The organism is Pseudomonas sp. 1121_17, from assembly GCF_052850745.1.
Genome location: NZ_VXCX01000013.1, coordinates 60,397 through 73,720, shown reverse-complemented (window position 1 = coordinate 73,720; position 13,324 = coordinate 60,397). Strand labels below are relative to the sequence as shown.

Genomic DNA, 13,324 nt, shown 5'->3' with positions numbered 1-13,324 from the left:
CGGCCCCAAGCGCCGTACGGAACCGTCATGAAACTCGCAACCCTGGCCACCCTCCTCTCCCTCCCCAGCACCCTGCTCGCCGCCGAACCCAGCCGCGATGACGCCCTGAAGCTGCCAGACGTACTGATCAGCGCCAGCCGCCAGGTCGAATCGCGCACCAGCACCGCCGCCGCCAATACCGTGTTCACCCGCAGCGACATCGACCGCCTGCAACCCTCCAGCGTGACTGATCTGCTGACCCGCGTGCCCGGGGTGCAGGCTGCCCCCTCCGGCGGACGCGGCAGTCTGCCCGGGATATTCATCCGCGGCACCAAGGCCGCCCAGAGCCTGGTACTGGTCGACGGCGTGCGCATTGCCAATGCCACCTCCGGCGACAGCGGCCTACAGTTTCTCGACATCGATCAGATCGAGCGCATCGAAGTGCTGCGCGGCTCGCGTTCCGCGGTGTACGGCAGCGATGCCATCGGCGGAGTGATTCAGATCTTCACCCGGCGCAGCGGCGGCCCCGGCCTGCAGCCACGCCTGCGCGTTGCGGCCGGCAGCAACCAGACCTGGCAGCGCAGCCTGGGCTTGTCTGGCGGCAGCGACGCGACCCGCTTCAACCTCGGTGCCAGCCTCGACGAAACCGCCGGCATCGACTCGACCGGGCCGTCGCTGGCCAGCGATGGCGACCATGATGCCTACCGCAACCGTTCGCTCAACCTGAGCCTCAGCCACACGTTCAACGAGCGCTTCGAGGCGGGCCTGAACCTGCTCGACAGCCGAGGCCGCAGTGAATACGACAGCCCGTTCGGCCGTTATGACTTCGCCAGCGGCCAGACCTTCGGCCAGCAGCCCTACACCGACTTCAACGTCAGCAGCCTGGGCAGCTATTTCGATGCACAGCTGAGCGATGTTTGGCATTCGCGCCTTGAGCTGGCACACAGCGAGAACCGAGACGACAAACGCGACAAGTTCAGTGACGAGCGCTTTGTCTTCAACACCTACCGCGACCAACTGACCTGGCAGAACGACCTGACCCTGAGCGAGCAGCACGCGCTGCTGCTGGGTGGTGACTGGTATCAGGACCGCGTGCACGCCAACACCGAGCTGGATCAGGACAGCCGCTGGAACCGTGCCGCATTTGTGCAGCATCGCTATCAGGGTGAGCACTTCTCCAGCGAGCTTGGCGTGCGCCGTGATCAGAACCAGCAGTTCGGCGGCCAGACCACCTGGAGCGCCAGCCTGACGTTACCGGTCAATCAGGCCAACGATGTGCTGCTGTCATACAGCGAAGGCTTCCGTGCGCCGACCTTCAATGACCTGTATTACCCGTCGTTCAGCAATCCCGACCTCAAGCCTGAGCATTCCAAGACCGTCGAGCTGCAGTGGCGCAGCCAGCTCGGCAGCGACAGCCAGCTGGAGGCGTCGCTGTACCGCACCGAATTGAGCGATGCGATCATCTTTGGCCAGGGCTCGATCCCGCGCAACGTTGCCAGCGCGCGGATCAACGGTGGCGAGCTCGCCCTCCGCCAGACGTGGGCTGAATGGCACAGCCAACTTGGCCTGGCCATGATCGACCCGCGTGACCGCGACAGCGGGCACACCCTCGCCCGCCGCGCGCGCCGCACGCTGAGCCTGGATCTGGACCGCCAGTTCGAGCGCTTCGGCGTGGGCGCCAGCTGGCAAGCCGTCAGCAGCAGCTTTGATGACGAAGCCAACCGCAACAGATTGGCCGGCTATGGCTTGCTCGGCCTGCGCAGTAGCTGGGCCGCGAGTGATGAACTAAAGCTGGAGCTGAAGCTGGATAACCTGTTCGACAAAGGCTACAGCCGCGCGCTCTACAGCTACGACAACAGCGCCTACGCCTACCGCGAAGAAGGCCGCCGCTGGCTGTTCAGCGTGACCTGGACGCCGGCACTGTAGCGTCGAGCAAGGCGCACAGCTTGGCGGTAGCTTCAATCATCTGCCCGCTTGGGCGCTCCAAACCGTTGTCCGGCAGCACCAGCAGGTGACCGCCAGCCGTGGCCTTGAGCTGCGGCCAGGCCCGCCAGCTCGCCAGCTGGGCCTGGTCGCCCGCGACAATCACATCCGGGTTACGCGCCAGCACCGCCTCCACACTCACCAGCGGCGCCGGCTGCGGCAGGTCGGCGAACACGTTGCGCGCGCCACATACACTCAGCGCATCGCTGACGATCTGCTTGCCGCCCAAGGTATACAGCGGCTTGTCCCAGACCTGATAGAACACCGTCAGCGGCTGCTCGCGATGGTAGCGTTGCCGCAGCTCTTGCAGGCGCTGGCGCAAGCCATCCGCGTAGCGCTGGCCCTGTTCGGCCCGACCGACACGGATGGCGATGGCTTCGATGTGGATGAGCAACTGCTCGAGCGTGGTTACTTCGCCATCGTAGCTGGCAATGCCCAGCCGGCGCAGTTGCTCGCGCTGAGCGGGGGCAACGGCGCCGGGCCACAACAGCAGCAAGTCCGGCCGCAGGCTGAGCAGGCGCTCCATGTCCAGCTGGCCCTGGCGACCCACCGACGGCAGATGACGCAGCGCCGCTGGCCGCTCGCCGCCGTCGAGCACGCCCACCAGCAGGTCATCGGCGTGCAGTTCGAGCATGATTTCGCTCATCGACGGTGCCAGGCTGACCACCCGCAGTGGCTCGGCGGCAACGGTGCTGCCGAGCATCAGCAGCAGGCAGCAGAGCAGTCGCATCAACCCAGCTGACGCGGGATGCGATAGAGGTACAGGATCACCACGGTGGACAAAGCCAGCAGCACCTGGGGCACTGCCTCCAGCCCGACCAGCACCGACAGTGCGGCGACCCAGGCGGGGATGCAGGCGTACAGCATGGCCAGGCGGCGTACCCGCGCCAGCTCGATCCAGGCCGCGGGCTCTTCGACGCCGCCGAGCACCTTGCTGGTGTGGATCAACGCGCGCTTGTACGCGGCAAACCGCGCAAGGCTGAGAAACATGGTCGCGGCACCAGCAATGAACAACGGCATCGCCAGCACCGGGATCAGGCCGTCACCGCCGCCAAACGCCCAGGCCATGATCGGCAGCGGCAGCAAGCCCAGCGCCAGGTACTGCCACCAGGTCAGGGCCAACCGTCGCTTGACCTCGCTGCGGGTCACGCCTGTGGCACCTCGCCCTGGTGCTCGGTGCCCATCATGTGGCCGAGCTTGCCAGCCTTGGTCGCCAGGTAGTGGCTGTTGTGCGGGTTGTGACCGGTGTGCAGCGGCACGCGCTCGGCAACGTTGATGGCCATGGCGGTCAGCGCCTTGACCTTGCGCGGGTTGTTGGTCATCAGGCGCAGCGACTTCACGCCCAGGTGCTCGAGCATCGGCAGGCACATGGCATAGTCGCGCTGGTCGGCGGCAAAGCCCAGGCGCTCGTTGGCCTCGACCGTGTCGGCGCCGCCATCCTGCAGTTCGTAGGCGCGAATCTTGTTCAACAGGCCGATACCGCGGCCTTCCTGACGCAGGTACAACAGCACGCCGCGGCCTTCGCGGGCAATCGCCTGCAGCGCAGCTTCAAGCTGCGAACCGCAGTCGCAACGCTGGCTGAACAGCGCATCCCCAGTCAAGCACTCGGAGTGCAGACGCCCGAGCACCGGCTCACCATCAGCGATATCACCCAGGCTGAGCACGACGTGCTCGCGGCCCGTGGCTTCGTCAAGAAAGCCATGCATGGTGAAGGTCGCAAAAGGAGTCGGAAGTTTCGAGGCGGCAACAAAGACGACGGGCACGTTGTGCTCCTGATTAGTAACTTGGAATTTCACGTGGGCCGATTGTATCAGCAGGCTGACGAGCGTGCGCACGGTGAATACCGTCAGTTAAGATCGAAAGGTTCGATGCTTAGCGAGGATATGCTCAGCGAGGCTGGCTGTCGGCAGTGAACGGATAGGGCTGCTTCCACTTCTTGAAGACCGCTTCCAGCTCGCCGCTGCGCACCAGTTGCTGCATGCGCTGGTCAAACAGCTCACTCAGCGCCTTGCCTTGCTCATTGCGAGCAAAGGCAAGATAGAGCGGCAATTCTGCAACATGAGTGCGGCGAAAGCTTTCCGGCTTGGGCGCCTGGGCCTGGACGTACTCGACTTCTGTGAGTGAATCGACATAGAAGTCGACCCGGTTATGCTCGAGCATCGGCAGAATCCCTTCGCGGCGCTGGATTTCCCTGAACTTATGAACATTCGGCAAGTAACTGCCGTAATCGTAGCCGCGCACCCAGGCCAGGCGATAGTCGCCGATATTGGCGGGGGTCGGCACTGGCTTGCTGGTCAGACCCAGCGCATAGATATGATCGACATCGAAGTGCCAGCGCGGGTAGAGGTTGTCGTCGCTCTCCTGCTTGTAGGAGCCAACCCAGGCATCCGCCTCGCCACGTTTGACCAGGCCAATGGCACGGCTGTAGGGCGCGCTCTGGATGGACACCTTGACCCCGGCGGGCTCGAACACCTGGCGCAACACATCCCACGCCAGACCTGTGCCGTCGGCGTTGGTGTAGTCGAGCCAGTCTTCACTGACCAGATGGATCTGGCCCAACTGAGGCTTGTCGCTGGCGTTGGCAACAGCGCCGCCAAGCAGCATCAGCAACAGCAGCACCGCCGTCCGTAAACCCATCTGCCACTCCCGTATCAGGCGACTGCCCAGACCAGAACCTGCATGCTCAGCCAGGCGAAGACGCCGGCGAGGATATCGTCAAGCATGATCCCGAACCCGCCATGCACGTGTTTGTCGATCCAGCGAATCGGCCACGGCTTGAGGATGTCGAAGAAGCGGAACATGAGGAACCCGGCCAGCAACCACTGCCAGCCCTCCGGCACCAGCCAGAGGGTGATCCACATGCCGACCATTTCGTCCCAGACAATGCCTTCATGGTCGTGAACGCGCAAGTCGGTGGCGACCTTGCCGCACAGCCAGAAGCCGAACAGCATGGTCACGCCCAGCAGTAGCCAGTAGCCCCAGTCGGGCAACATCTGCCACAGCGGAATGAACGGCAGCGCTACCAGCGAGCCCCAGGTGCCGGGGGCCTTGGGCAAAGTGCCGGAACCGAAGCCAAAGGCGATGAAGTGCCACGGGTTGCGCCAGACCGAAGGCGGAACGAACTCCGCAGGCACCTGATTGGGGTGGTCGGTCACGGTGTCTCCCTAAAATGTTGATAGCCGCATTGTCGCGGGGTGATGTCCTGGCCGTGTTCGTCGCGTAAAACCACGCCTTCGCCAGCCACTGCCCGGCCGATGACATGCACCGCCAGGCCAGCGTCACGCAGCGCGGGCAGGTGCTGCGCGGGCAAGGTGAACACCAGGACATAATCGTCGCCACCGGTCAGCGCCGCCTGGCGGGCTGCCGCTGGCCCTGAAAAAGCCACTAGAGCAGGTGACACTGGCACCTGGGCCAGGTTCACCTCGAGCGCCAGCCGGGACGCCTTGGCGATATGGCCGCAGTCGGCCAACAAGCCATCGGAGATATCCAGCGCCGCGGTGGCCTTGCCGCGCAAAGCGCGGCCCAGGGCAAACTGCGGCGAAGGCGACCAGTACTGTGCCAGCAGCGGCGCACTGATCTCGGCCGCCGCTTCGCGCTCGCCCAGCACCAACGGCAAGGCGCCAGCGGCATTGCCCAGCTCGCCGCCCACACAGAGCAAGTCACCCACCTGCGCGCCCGAACGCAGCAGGGCCTGCCCGGCCGGAACCCGGCCAAACACAGTCATGGTGATACTCAGTGGGCCGCGGGTGGTGTCGCCGCCAATCAGGCTCAGGCGGCACTGCCGCGCCATGCGATCGAGGCCTTCGGCATACGCCTTGAGCCACTGTTCGCTGACCTCGGGCAAGGTCAGCGCCAGGGTAAAGCCGACGGGCGTGGCGCCCATGGCTGCCAGGTCACTGGCTGCTACGGCCAGCGAGCGCTGGCCCAGTAGCGAGGGGTCGCAGGCGTGCGGAAAATGCACGCCGGCGACCAAGGTATCGGTAGACACTGCCAGCTGCGCGGCAGCCGGCAGGTCAAGCAGGGCACAGTCGTCGCCGATCCCCAACGCAACACCTGCGCCGCCCTGCGCACAGGGCGCGGCGGCGAAGTAATGACGGATCAGCTCGAACTCACCCATGGCTGGTCAGCGCCGCAATCAGCGCTTGAACGCCTTGACTTCCGCTTCACGGACCTGCGGCGCCAGCTTGTCGAGTACACCGTTGACGAACTTGTGGCCGTCGGTGGCGCCGAAGATCTTGGCCAGCTCGACGCCTTCGTTGATCACGACCCGGTAAGGCACGTCAACGCGCATCAGGAACTCCCAGGTGGACAGGCGCAGAACCGCCAGTTCAACCGGGTCGAGCTCTTCCAGCGGGGTGTCCAGGCAAGGCTTGAGCGCGGCATCGATGTCGTCTTTCTTCGCCGGAACCCCGTGCAGGATCTCGCGGAAATAAGCGCCGTCGATGTCGGAGAAATCGTTGTCGACGCGGAACTGCGCCTCGATTTCGTTCAGCGATTGCTTGGCCATGTGCCACTGATACAGCGCCTGGGTCGCGAGCTTGCGTGCTTCGCGACGCTTGGCGCTTTTCGATGGTTTGCCAGCATCCGCAGGTTTTGGATCGCGCGGGTTGAAACGATCGCTTTCGTCGCTAATCACTTGGCCTCCAACTGCGCCAGCAGGCTGACCATTTCCAAGGCGGACAGGGCAGCTTCAGCGCCTTTGTTGCCGGCTTTGGTGCCGGAACGTTCGATGGCCTGCTCGATCGAGTCGACGGTCAGTACGCCGAACGCGACTGGCACACCGAACTCCATCGACACCTGGGCCAGGCCCTTGGTGCATTCGCCCGCAACGTATTCGAAGTGCGGAGTACCACCACGGATCACGGCGCCCAGGGCGATGATCGCGTCGTAAGCGCCTTGCTGGGCGACTTTCTGTGCAACCAGCGGGATTTCGAAGGCGCCAGGAGCACGGATGATGGTGATGTCGCTTTCGCTGACGCCATGGCGTACCAGCGCATCAACGGCACCGCTCACCAGGCTTTCGACGACGAAGCTGTTGAAACGGCCAACCACCAAAGCATAGCGACCTTTGGGGGCGATGAAGGTACCTTCGATGGTCTTCAGGGTCATTGCGGTGTTCTCATTTTAAAGAGCGAGGCCGCCCTAGGCGGCCTGCAGGAGGGTTTGGACACGAGCGCCAGGGCGATTGGCGCGCCTGTGTCATTCAGAGGGCACGTATTCTACAACTTCCAGATCGAATCCGGATATCGCATTGAACTTCATCGGCGAGCTCATCAGGCGCATCTTGCGCACACCTAGGTCACGCAGGATCTGCGAACCGGCGCCGACCGTGCTGTAGGTGCTCGGCGTCTTGACCTGGGTTTCGCCGGCGCTTTCGCGGATATGCGCCAGCACCACGTCGCCATCGAGCGGGTGACCGAGCAGCAGCACCACGCCGCTGCCAGCCTCGGCCACGGCGCTCATGGCGGCGCGCAGGCTCCAGCGGCCGGGCTGTTTGACCATCAAAAGGTCGCGTAGCGGGTCCATGTTGTGCACTCGCACCAGGGTCGGTTCTTCGGCGCAGATCTTGCCCAGGGTCAGTGCCATGTGCACATCGCCTTCGACCGAATCACGGTAGGTGACGAGGTTGAACTGGCCCAGTTCGCTGTCCAGTGGCTGCTCGGTGACCCGCTGAACGGTACGTTCGTGGATCATGCGATAGTGGATCAGGTCGGCGATGGTGCCGATCTTCAGGCCGTGCTCGGCGGCGAACACTTCCAGCTCGGCGCGACGCGACATGGTGCCGTCGTCGTTCATCACTTCGCAGATCACCCCGCTCGGCTCGAACCCGGCCATGCGCGCCAGGTCACAGGCCGCTTCGGTGTGGCCGGCGCGGGCCAGGGTGCCGCCAGGCTGGGCCATCAGCGGGAAGATATGGCCAGGGCTGACGATATCGTCGGCCTTGGCATCCTTGGCTGCCGCGGCCTGCACGGTGCGCGCACGGTCGGCTGCGGAGATCCCGGTGGTGACGCCTTCGGCGGCTTCGATCGAGACGGTGAACTTGGTGCCGAAGCCCGAGCCATTGCGTGGCGCCATCAGCGGCAGCTTGAGGGTTTCGCAGCGCTCGCGGCTCATCGGCATGCAGATCAGGCCACGGGCGTGCTTGGCCATGAAGTTGATGTGCTCGGGCTGGCAGCACTCCGCGGCCATGATGATGTCGCCTTCGTTCTCGCGGTCTTCGTCATCCATGAGGATGACCATCTTGCCTTGGCGGATGTCTTCGACCAGCTCTTCAATACTGTTGAGCGCCACGCGGCACCCCCTTCTCGATCAGGATTTCAGGTAGCCGTTGGCGGCCAGGAAGCTTTCGGTGATGCTACTGCCCTTGCTCGGTTCAGCAGCCTTGTCACCCAGCAGCAGACGCTCCAGGTAACGGGCCAGCAGGTCGACCTCAAGGTTCACCCGACGCCCGCTGCGGTAGTCGGCCATGATGGTTTCGGACAGGGTATGCGGCACGATGGTCAGCTCGAATTCGGCGCCATCGACCTCATTGACCGTCAGGCTGGTGCCGTCGACGGTGATCGAGCCCTTGTGGGCAATGTACTTGGCCAGCTCCTTGGGTGCGCGCACGCGGAACTGGATCGCACGAGCGTTATCGCTGCGCGAGATGATTTCGCCGACGCCGTCGACATGGCCGCTGACCAGGTGACCGCCCAGGCGGGTGGTCGGGGTCAGGGCTTTTTCCAGGTTGACCGGGCTGCCGCTTTTCAAATCATTGAACGCGGTGCAGTCGAGGGTTTCGCGGCTGACGTCAGCCCAGAAGCCGTCGCCAGGCAGTTCCACCGCAGTCAGGCAGACGCCATTGACGGCAATGCTGTCGCCCAGTTTGACGTCACCCAGGTCGAGCTTGCCGGTCTGGACGTAGACGCGCACGTCGCCGCCCTTGGGGGTCAAGCTGCGGATGGTGCCGATCGATTCGATGATGCCGGTGAACATTGGGTTCTCCTCGGAAACTGGGCGGCGTTGGGCCAGCCGGGCATTATACGCCGGTGGCCGGCTGGGGGATGGCTGTGACTCGCCAGTCATCGCCCACCGCGCGCATTTCGGTGATTTTCAGTCGCGGCGCTTCGCTCATCTTCGCCAGCGGCCAGTCCAGCAGTGGCCGGGCCTGGGAGCCGAGGAAGGTGCCGGCGACAAATAATTGGTATTCGTCGATCAAACCGAGCTGGGCAAACGCGCCGACCAGGCCAGCGCCCGCCTCCAGCAGAATCTCGTTGACCCCGCGCGCCGCCAGGGCGCTGAGCAGGGCGGGCAGATCCACCCGGCCATCGGCGCCGGGCAACTGCAGCAGCTCATGGCCGGCCTCGGCGTAGCGTGGGTCAGCGGCAGCGCCGGTGACCACCAGTACCGGCCCGGCCTGGAACAAAGGCGCAGTCAGCGGCAGGCGCAGGCGGCTGTCGATCAGTACCCGCAGCGGTGGCCGCGACAAGGCCAGGGCGGTGGTATCAGGGTCCAGGCCCAGCTCGCCGCCGCGCACGGTCATCCGCGCATTGTCGGCCAGCACGCTGCTGGCGCTGGTCAGCACCACGCTGGAACGCGCGCGCAAGCGTTGCACCGCTGCACGGGCAGCCGGGCCAGTAATCCACTGGCTTTCACCACTGGCCATGGCGGTGCGCCCGTCCAGGCTCATCGCCAGCTTGGCGCGGACGAACGGCAGGCCATGCTCCATGCGCTTCAGGAAGCCGGGATTGAGCGCGCGCGCTTCTTGCTCGAGCACGCCACTGGCAACTTCGATACCGGCCTCGGCCAGGCGCCGCAGGCCTTGCCCGGCAACTTGCGGGTTAGGGTCCTGCATGGCTGCGACCACCCGGGATACGCCCGCATTGACCAGCGCTTCGGCACACGGCGGGGTGCGCCCGTGGTGGCTGCACGGTTCAAGGGTGACATAGGCGCAGGCGCCCTCGGCGCGCTCGCCGGCTTGGCGCAGGGCATGCACTTCGGCGTGCGGCTCGCCGGCGCGCACATGCCAGCCCTCGCCGACCACCTCGCCATCACGCACGATGACGCAGCCAACGCGCGGATTGGGATGGGTGCTGTACTGGCCTTTGCGGGCCAGTTGCACGGCCAGGGCCATGTAGTGGGCGTCGAGAATTGCGGTCGGGCTGGGCATGCTTACTCTTTGCCCGGCTGGCGCGCCAGGCGGTCGATTTCTTCGCGGAATTCGTCAAGGTCCTGGAAACGCCGGTAGACCGAGGCAAACCGAATGTAGGCGACTTCGTCGAGTTGACGCAGCGCCTCCATGACCAGCTCACCGACCACCAGCGACTTGACCTCGCGCTCGCCGGTGGCGCGCAGCTTGTGCTTGATCTGCGCCAGCGCCGCTTCCAGGCGCTCGACGCTGACCGGGCGCTTTTCCAGCGCGCGCTGCATGCCGGCTCTCAGCTTGTCTTCGTCGAATGGCTGGCGGGTGCCGTCTTGCTTGATCAGCCGCGGCAGTACCAGTTCGGCGGTTTCGAAGGTGGTGAAACGCTCGCCGCAGGCGACGCATTCGCGCCGGCGACGCACTTGTTCGCCCTCGGCGACCAGGCGCGAATCGATGACCTTGGTGTCGTTGGCACCGCAAAAGGGACAGTGCATGGTGGCAGGCAACAAAAAAAGGGAGGGCCATGGTAGCGCATCCGACTGGCAAGACAAGCCAAAGGGGTTACCATCCACTCAAATCTGCCCCTGAAGGACTTCTCCATGCACTTTCGAGCGCTCGTCGTGCTCTGCCTCGCTGGCCTGATGACGGCCTGCAGCAGCGATAAACCTAAAAACGAACCGGTGCCCGCAACGCCGGCGCCGAAAACGGTGAAAAAGGCCCCGGCGCTCGGCCCGCTGCCGGCTTATCAACGGGAAATCAGCGGCAGCCTGCAAGACGTGCCAGCGGGTACCGAGGTCGAGCTGGCATTGCTGGTGATCGACGAACGTGATCGCCCGCAGCGGCTGCTGGCCAGCAGCACCCTGACCGGTACCGGTCAGGACCTGCCCTACCAACTGCGCTTCAACCCAGAAGCATTCCCGGCTGGTGCCCGCGTCGAGTTGCGCGGTCGCGCCAGCCGCTCGGGTCAGTTGATCATGCACCTGCCGCCACAGCGCATCGTCCAGGCCACGAGCCAGGCCACCGGCCCGCTGCGCTTCGAGAAAGCCCCGTAAATGGCGCCAATGCAGTTGCAGCATGCGCTCAGCGGCCTGATCGGCGAAGCACAGCTGGTTGCCACTGCGCTGCCGGAGTGCGCGCTGAAACTGTGGCTGCTCGGCGCCGACAACATGCACCGCGCATTCACCCGCGAAGAGACCCAGCGCATTCTCGATGAGCCGCCGTACTGGAGCTTCTGCTGGGCCAGCGGCCTGGCCATGGCCCGCTACCTGGCGGCCAATCCACAGTGGGTCGAGGGCAAGCGCGTGCTCGACTTTGGCGCCGGTTCGGGCATTGCCGGGATCGCGGCAGCGCGGGCGGGTGCTGTCGAGGTGGTTGCCTGCGACCTTGATCCGCTGGCCTTGGCTGCGTGCCAAGCCAATGCTGCGCTGAACCAGGTCGAGCTCGGTTACAGCAGTGATTTTTTTGCCGAGGCCGACCGCTTCGATCTGATTCTGGTGGCTGATGTGTTGTACGACCCGGCCAACCTGCCGTTGCTCGATGGTTTTCTCAGCCGTGGCCGCCAGGTGCTGGTGGCCGACTCGCGGGTGCGCAATTTCAGCCACCCGCTGTACCGTCAGTTGGACGTGCTCGAAGGCTTGACCCTGCCCGACCTGGCCGAACCGCACGAATTCCGCCGGGTCAGCCTGTACCACGCCAGCCGCGAGCCTTTATAGTGGCGTCATTCAGAGATTTGCGAGAGTTGCGATGAGCCAAGCCCCCGATACCAACGCCCTGCCGTACATTTTCGATGCTACCGACGCCAACTTTCAGCAGTTGGTCATCGAGAACTCCTTCCACAAACCGGTGCTGGTGGATTTCTGGGCCGAGTGGTGTGCGCCATGCAAGGCGCTGATGCCGTTGCTGGCCAAGATAGCCGAGGGTTATCAGGGCGAGCTGTTGCTGGCCAAGATCAACTGCGACGTCGAGCAGCAGGTGGTTGCCCAGTTCGGTATCCGCAGCCTGCCAACCGTGGTGCTGTTCAAGGACGGCCAACCGGTCGACGGCTTTGCCGGTGCGCAGCCCGAATCGGCGATTCGTGCCCTGCTCGAGCCGCACGTGCAGATGCCTGCCGCGCCGACTGCCTCGCCACTGGAAGAAGCCAAGGCGCTGTTTGCCGAAAGCCGCTTTGCCGAGGCCGAAGCGACCCTCAAGCTGTTGCTGGGCGAAGACAACAGCAATGCCGAGGCGTTGATCCTGTACGGCCGTTGCCTGGCCGAGCGTGGTGACCTGAGTGAAGCTGAAGCCGTGCTGGGTGCGGTCAAGAGCGATGAGCACAAGGCAGCGTTGGCCGGCGCCAAGGCGCAGTTGACCTTCTTGCGCCAGGCCGCCAGCCTGCCGGAAGCCGCCGAGTTGAAGAGCCGTCTGGCGCAGAACCCTGAGGACGACGAAGCCGCTTATCAGCTGTGCATTCAGCAGTTGGCGCGCCAGCAGTACGAAGCGGCGCTGGATGGGTTGATGAAACTGTTCCAGCGTAATCGCGGCTACGAAAGCGGCCTGCCGCACAAGGCGCTGCTGCAGGTGTTCGAGCTGCTTGGCAATGAGCATCCGCTGGTCACCGCGTACCGGCGCAAGCTGTTTGCCTTGATGTATTGATCTGCGTTGCATAAATCATGGGGCTGCTTTGCAGCCCTTTCGCGACACAAGGCCGCTCCTACAGGCGACCGAGTCCTGTAGGAGCGGCCTTGTGTCGCGAAAGGCCAGCGCAGCTGGCCCAGCGATGCATGCGATGCCGCCAAACTCGCGGCCTGGCTCAACTCAACCCAGCCAGTAATAGACCGGTGCATCCCCCGCACTTTCCACTTTCACTTCTGCACTGTGACGCAAGCGCACCAGCAGCCGCTTGCCCGCCGCCGTGCTGCCGGTCAACTGCTCCAGTTGCTCAAGTAATTCTGGCCCAGTCATCTGTCCGGCCACGCGCAAGGCTTCGCGCGCAGCTTGCCACTGGTCATCGGTCTGCCGCACCGCCGGTGCCGGCGTGGCCTTTTCCGCCGGCGCAGCCAACTCCACCTGATGCCCAAGCTGCGCCCATTCCGCCGGCTCCAGCTCGATGGTCAGGTCCACCGGCCATTCGCCGATCGTTCCTCGTATTCTCACGCTGACTTCCTCGATCACGATTGCATGGCGCCCATGCTCCCACGACATGAAACCTTCGCCAAGCGGCTGGCATTCGCTAGAAAAATTGTTATAACATTACTAAATCAT

17 protein-coding genes are annotated in these 13,324 nt (G+C 64.4%); 4 read left to right on the top strand and 13 right to left on the bottom strand.

Annotation, left to right across the window (positions count from 1 at the left end; genetic code table 11):
• Nucleotides 1-27 precede the first annotated feature (27 nt).
• On the top strand, nucleotides 28-1,905 hold the full coding sequence (locus tag FW789_RS20810; protein ID WP_446431964.1) for a TonB-dependent receptor domain-containing protein: 1,878 nt from the start codon (nucleotides 28-30) through the stop codon (nucleotides 1,903-1,905).
• On the opposite strand, the gene FW789_RS20805 is transcribed toward FW789_RS20810, so the two are convergent.
• From FW789_RS20805 to nrdR, 12 genes are all read right to left on the bottom strand, one after another.
• Nucleotides 1,877-2,692, bottom strand: a complete 816-nt coding sequence (locus FW789_RS20805; protein ID WP_411562517.1) for a cobalamin-binding protein — start codon at nucleotides 2,690-2,692, stop codon at nucleotides 1,877-1,879. The two genes, FW789_RS20810 and FW789_RS20805, sit on opposite strands and share 29 nt — an antisense overlap.
• Entirely contained in the window at nucleotides 2,692-3,111 is a 420-nt protein-coding gene (locus tag FW789_RS20800) for an MFS transporter (protein WP_103435134.1), read from the bottom strand. The genes FW789_RS20805 and FW789_RS20800 overlap by 1 nt, the downstream gene beginning before the upstream one ends.
• The gene (ribA, locus tag FW789_RS20795) at nucleotides 3,108-3,725 is read right to left on the bottom strand and encodes a GTP cyclohydrolase II (RefSeq protein WP_103435135.1); all 618 of its coding nucleotides are present in this window, start codon (nucleotides 3,723-3,725) and stop codon (nucleotides 3,108-3,110) included. Before ribA ends, FW789_RS20800 begins: the two co-directional genes overlap by 4 nt.
• A 124-nt stretch (nucleotides 3,726-3,849) precedes the next feature.
• Nucleotides 3,850-4,599, bottom strand: coding sequence for a substrate-binding periplasmic protein (locus FW789_RS20790; protein WP_207073846.1), 750 nt, complete (start codon nucleotides 4,597-4,599; stop codon nucleotides 3,850-3,852).
• A gap of 14 nt (nucleotides 4,600-4,613) precedes the next feature.
• Nucleotides 4,614-5,117: a phosphatidylglycerophosphatase A family protein gene (locus FW789_RS20785; protein ID WP_103435137.1), complete on the bottom strand. Its 504-nt coding sequence runs from the start codon at nucleotides 5,115-5,117 to the stop codon at nucleotides 4,614-4,616.
• Nucleotides 5,114-6,079, bottom strand: coding sequence for a thiamine-phosphate kinase (gene thiL / locus FW789_RS20780; RefSeq protein WP_411562516.1), 966 nt, complete (start codon nucleotides 6,077-6,079; stop codon nucleotides 5,114-5,116). Before thiL ends, FW789_RS20785 begins: the two co-directional genes overlap by 4 nt.
• An 18-nt stretch (nucleotides 6,080-6,097) precedes the next feature.
• The gene (gene nusB, locus FW789_RS20775; RefSeq protein ID WP_101322306.1) at nucleotides 6,098-6,598 is read right to left on the bottom strand and encodes a transcription antitermination factor NusB; all 501 of its coding nucleotides are present in this window, start codon (nucleotides 6,596-6,598) and stop codon (nucleotides 6,098-6,100) included.
• On the bottom strand, nucleotides 6,595-7,071 hold the full coding sequence (ribH, locus tag FW789_RS20770; protein WP_003255395.1) for a 6,7-dimethyl-8-ribityllumazine synthase: 477 nt from the start codon (nucleotides 7,069-7,071) through the stop codon (nucleotides 6,595-6,597). Before ribH ends, nusB begins: the two co-directional genes overlap by 4 nt.
• Nucleotides 7,072-7,161: 90 nt before the next feature.
• Nucleotides 7,162-8,253: a bifunctional 3,4-dihydroxy-2-butanone-4-phosphate synthase/GTP cyclohydrolase II gene (gene ribBA / locus FW789_RS20765; RefSeq protein ID WP_101322307.1), complete on the bottom strand. Its 1,092-nt coding sequence runs from the start codon at nucleotides 8,251-8,253 to the stop codon at nucleotides 7,162-7,164.
• A gap of 18 nt (nucleotides 8,254-8,271) precedes the next feature.
• Entirely contained in the window at nucleotides 8,272-8,937 is a 666-nt protein-coding gene (locus FW789_RS20760; RefSeq protein ID WP_103435139.1) for a riboflavin synthase, read from the bottom strand.
• 43 nt (nucleotides 8,938-8,980) lie between these two features.
• Entirely contained in the window at nucleotides 8,981-10,111 is a 1,131-nt protein-coding gene (ribD, locus tag FW789_RS20755; protein WP_103435140.1) for a bifunctional diaminohydroxyphosphoribosylaminopyrimidine deaminase/5-amino-6-(5-phosphoribosylamino)uracil reductase RibD, read from the bottom strand.
• Between the two features lie 2 nt (nucleotides 10,112-10,113).
• Nucleotides 10,114-10,578, bottom strand: a complete 465-nt coding sequence (gene nrdR, locus FW789_RS20750; protein WP_101323120.1) for a transcriptional regulator NrdR — start codon at nucleotides 10,576-10,578, stop codon at nucleotides 10,114-10,116.
• A gap of 105 nt (nucleotides 10,579-10,683) precedes the next feature.
• Between nrdR and FW789_RS20745 the strand changes: the two genes are divergently transcribed.
• Genes FW789_RS20745 through trxA form a run of 3 tightly spaced genes read left to right on the top strand, consistent with a single transcriptional unit; the run spans nucleotide 10,684 to nucleotide 12,715 of the window.
• Nucleotides 10,684-11,136 (top strand): YbaY family lipoprotein, encoded by a 453-nt coding sequence (locus FW789_RS20745; RefSeq protein ID WP_446431963.1) that lies wholly within the window; start codon nucleotides 10,684-10,686, stop codon nucleotides 11,134-11,136.
• The gene (locus tag FW789_RS20740) at nucleotides 11,137-11,796 is read left to right on the top strand and encodes a class I SAM-dependent methyltransferase (protein ID WP_446431962.1); all 660 of its coding nucleotides are present in this window, start codon (nucleotides 11,137-11,139) and stop codon (nucleotides 11,794-11,796) included.
• 31 nt (nucleotides 11,797-11,827) lie between these two features.
• The gene (gene trxA / locus FW789_RS20735) at nucleotides 11,828-12,715 is read left to right on the top strand and encodes a thioredoxin (protein WP_207073851.1); all 888 of its coding nucleotides are present in this window, start codon (nucleotides 11,828-11,830) and stop codon (nucleotides 12,713-12,715) included.
• 162 nt (nucleotides 12,716-12,877) lie between these two features.
• Here the strand turns inward: trxA and FW789_RS20730 are convergent, their stop codons facing one another.
• Nucleotides 12,878-13,216 carry a hypothetical protein gene (locus FW789_RS20730; protein WP_186701614.1) on the bottom strand — a complete coding sequence of 113 codons (339 nt, stop codon included), beginning with the start codon at nucleotides 13,214-13,216 and terminating at the stop codon, nucleotides 12,878-12,880.
• Nucleotides 13,217-13,324 lie beyond the last annotated feature (108 nt).